At 35.9% G+C, this 3,536-nt stretch carries 4 protein-coding genes and 1 pseudogene; 2 read left to right on the top strand and 3 right to left on the bottom strand.

What is annotated here, in order from left to right:
- A partial coding sequence (locus HMPREF0381_RS11745) for an alpha-amylase family glycosyl hydrolase (protein WP_008752204.1) occupies positions 1–1,326 on the top strand: 1,326 nt, incomplete at its 5' end.
- An 8-nt stretch (positions 1,327–1,334) separates the two neighbouring features.
- Here HMPREF0381_RS11745 and HMPREF0381_RS11740 read toward each other — a convergent pair.
- Entirely contained in the window at positions 1,335–1,583 is a 249-nt protein-coding gene (locus HMPREF0381_RS11740; RefSeq protein ID WP_008752203.1) for a hypothetical protein, read from the bottom strand.
- A 192-nt stretch (positions 1,584–1,775) separates the two neighbouring features.
- Between HMPREF0381_RS11740 and HMPREF0381_RS11735 the strand changes: the two genes are divergently transcribed.
- Positions 1,776–2,684: an alpha/beta hydrolase gene (locus tag HMPREF0381_RS11735; RefSeq protein WP_008752202.1), complete on the top strand. Its 909-nt coding sequence runs from the start codon at positions 1,776–1,778 to the stop codon at positions 2,682–2,684.
- Between the two features lie 94 nt (positions 2,685–2,778).
- Here HMPREF0381_RS11735 and HMPREF0381_RS11730 read toward each other — a convergent pair whose 3' ends face one another.
- The gene (locus HMPREF0381_RS11730; protein WP_040461433.1) at positions 2,779–3,195 is read right to left on the bottom strand and encodes a hypothetical protein; all 417 of its coding nucleotides are present in this window, start codon (positions 3,193–3,195) and stop codon (positions 2,779–2,781) included.
- A gap of 159 nt (positions 3,196–3,354) precedes the next feature.
- Positions 3,355–3,536, bottom strand: a pseudogene (locus tag HMPREF0381_RS15195) (hypothetical protein); the annotation flags it as partial.

Raw genomic sequence — 3,536 nt, 5'->3', positions numbered from 1 at the left:
AAATGGTATGACGGTGCGGTATTTTATCATATTTACCCTATAGGAATGACCGGAGCGCCAAGGACAAATACATTTGAAATAGGCGAACATAGACTAAATAAAGTTTTAGATTGGTTGCCTCATATAAAGGCAATGGGAAGTGACGCAATCTATATAGGACCGCTTTTTGAGTCTGTGGCACATGGTTATGAGACTGTGGACTATAAGAAGCTTGATTCAAGGCTTGGAGACAATGAGGACTTAAAGAACTTTGTAAAGGTCTGTCATGAAAACGGTATAAAGGTCATATTGGACGGAGTGTTTAACCATGTAGGCAGAGAGTTCTTTGCCTTTAAGGATTTGAAAGAGCATAGAGAAAACAGTATTTACAGAGATTGGTTTAAAAATGTACATTTTGATTGGAACAATGACTACAATGACGGTCTATACTATGACAGCTGGGACGGACATGGCACACTTGTAAATCTGAATCACCAAAATCCTGCTGTAAGAGAGTATTTTTTGAATGTGGCAAGATTTTGGATAAGTGAGTTTGATATAGACGGAATAAGACTGGATGCGGCCGATGTACTTGATTTTACATTTATGAGGGAGTTAAGGTCGGTGACTAATTCATGTAAGTCTGATTTTTGGCTTTTGGGAGAAGTTATCCATGGGGATTATACCAGATGGGTAAATAATGAGATGCTTCATTCGGTAACCAACTATTGGCTTCACAAGGCTCTTTATTCAGGACACAATGACCACAACTATTTTGAGATTGCACATACCGTAAAACGCTGCACAGATATGGGAATGCATATCGCCAATGCTTTTTATAACTTTGTTGACAACCATGATGTGGCAAGGATTATCACAAAGCTTAATAAAAAGGCACATTTCTTCCCTGTTCATGTACTTTTGTATACATTACCGGGAAAGCCGTCCATATACTACGGCTCCGAGTTTGCTATTGAGGGTGAGAAAAAGCCTTATGCGGATGAACTGCTTCGCCCGGAGCTTAAGATTGAAGATTATAAGGATGCCGTTACTACAAATGAGAATACAAAAAGGATTGCGGCTCTTGGCAATATGAGACTTAATAATCAGTGGGTAGGAGAAGCAGGCTACAGAGAACTTTTGCTGACGAACAGACAGTATGCGTTCTTAAGAGAATATGGAGATAAGAGACTTGTTGCCATAGTAAATAATGATGACAATAATGCAGATATCAATCTTAATATCGGCGGCAGGTTCACTGAATTATTCTCAGGGGAGACAAGAGATTTTGACGGAAATATGCATGTAAATATCGCAGGTAATTCAGGTCAGGTTTGGATAGGGTAAAACCTATCCTATTTCTTTAATTTCAGATAATCAACGACTATCAATCCTATATCTAAAACAGACAGAAGTGAAAGTATTATCTGGGTGGTAAGATATGCCTGCATAAATGATAATTCACTGTAGTTGTTATTTGCATAATTATAAAGGAATATACGTGGTGCAATTTCATCCGCATTAAATATCAATATCAACAGTACAAGCAGTATTGCAACCTTGTAAGCTATATAGGTTATGCTGTTATCATCGTTTCTATTCATAAGTAACCTCCTGTAGTGTGCGGTTAATTAAGTATCATTAACACAAATATATATTATTTGAAGTTAAAGTGCAATAGTATACATATTTTATAGTTAAAACAGAATAAAAAACTTGATAGATACAAGTGAAATGTATATACTGTTAGCGATTAATTTTTAGTTTTGTATTTATAGAAAGGTGATATGTATTAGATGAAGAAAATAATAATTGCGATTGCAATAATAATTGTACTTGTTGCAATCGGATGGTATTGCAGATTTATTTTCGGGCTTGCGTCACAGATGGCAAACCCTAAGGTATCCACGTTGGAAAAGGAGATATCTTGGGAGAAGGAGCATAAGCTTTGGGGAGATTATGACGACTATGAGAAAGAAGATTATATAGTAAAGGGTCTTAATGACTATGACCTCCATGTGACCTTGGTAAAAAATCCTATACCAAGTGATAAGTATGTGATAATCAGCCATGGCTTTAAATCAAACAGATACGGTGCGGTGAAGTATGTGGATTCTTATATTGATCTTGGATTTAACTGCATTATCTATGATATGAGAGATCATGGTGAGAATGAAAAGGCGGCGGTAAGCCTCGGGCAGTTTGAATCTGAGGACTTATATAAACTTATTGAAGATACATATAACAGATACGGCAATATAAAGCTTGGGCTTCACGGTGAGTCAATGGGTGCAGCGACTTCGCTGATGGTGCTTGCTAAAAAGCCAAAGGTGGATTTTGTAGTGGCGGATTGCGGTTTTGACAATCTGTACGATCTTATTCACACAAGCTACGGTGTGGCAAAGGTGGGCTTTGTCTTGCCGAGTGTAAATGCGGTTATGAAGCTAAGATACGGATATGATATGAAAAAGACTTCGCCAAAGGATGCCCTTGTCGGAAATGAAGTACCTGTATGCTTCATACATGGTGAGGCGGATACCTTTATTTTGCCTGATAATTCGCAGGTAAACAAGGCTGCTACAGCAGGGTATTCAGAGCTTCATTTGGTACCGAATGCGGCACATGCACAGTCAAGAGAAGTGCTTGGCAAGGCTGAATACAGGGGTATAATAGGTGACTTTTTGAATAATATAGACTTTAAATAAAGCTTTTTGAGATTAAAAAATATCCTGACAAGTAAAAGGCATTAGCGTTGTGACTTGTCAGGATACATAAAAATGTCCTTCTTACGATACCAAATTAGTGGAATTCTACATTATAACGATTCAAGATATCTACAGCCAAATCAAACTTTTCTTTTTTATACACATAATTTTCTCTAGCATAGTGTTCAATGAATATTTCGTCCTTAATAAATAGGGAGAAAAACGGCAACAAATTTTCTTCTTCGTCTTCTCCTGCAGGATAAACAAAACTTTTTAGAATTACAATTTTATTTAAATCGAGCATATCTGTAGTCCCACTAAGTCTGATTAAGAATTGTTTTATCTCTATTACTCTAAAGCCCAAATTAATTGCCAGATTTATAGCGTCAATTTCATCATTCCAGCAATTTAGTTCCACTTCTCTTTCTTTATCTAAAAACAGCTTCAACACTTCAAGTAGCCAATAATTATCTTGCCAGTCATCAAGCTCAAAACTATAGTATTTTAGCAACAGTTTAATCTCCTCTATAAAATTGTCTATTATAAAACTATAGGAGCAAGATATAACAATATAGTGGTAATTACAACTGAAACACTTCCCCATACAGCAGAATTAACTATTTTATTCTGTGTGGATAAAATTCAGTGTTTCCCGACAGCCCTTCTGATTTTAGTTTTTTAGAGCTTCACTTAATAAAAACATACTGTTGAGATAATGTTTATACTCCGGCCCTTTTTTATTAAAGTCATCTTCGTTTATTCCTCTATAAACATAAATTGCAATTTCAAAAAAGGATGAATTAGACATAAAATAATCTTTATCCGGTATATAAACTAATATAATCTTAGGAG

This window comes from Lachnoanaerobaculum saburreum DSM 3986, from assembly GCF_000185385.1.
Taxonomy (GTDB): Bacteria; Bacillota; Clostridia; order Lachnospirales; family Lachnospiraceae; genus Lachnoanaerobaculum; species Lachnoanaerobaculum saburreum.
The sequence above is the reverse complement of the archived record's forward strand: the minus strand, read 5'-3'. Positions and strand labels throughout refer to the sequence as shown.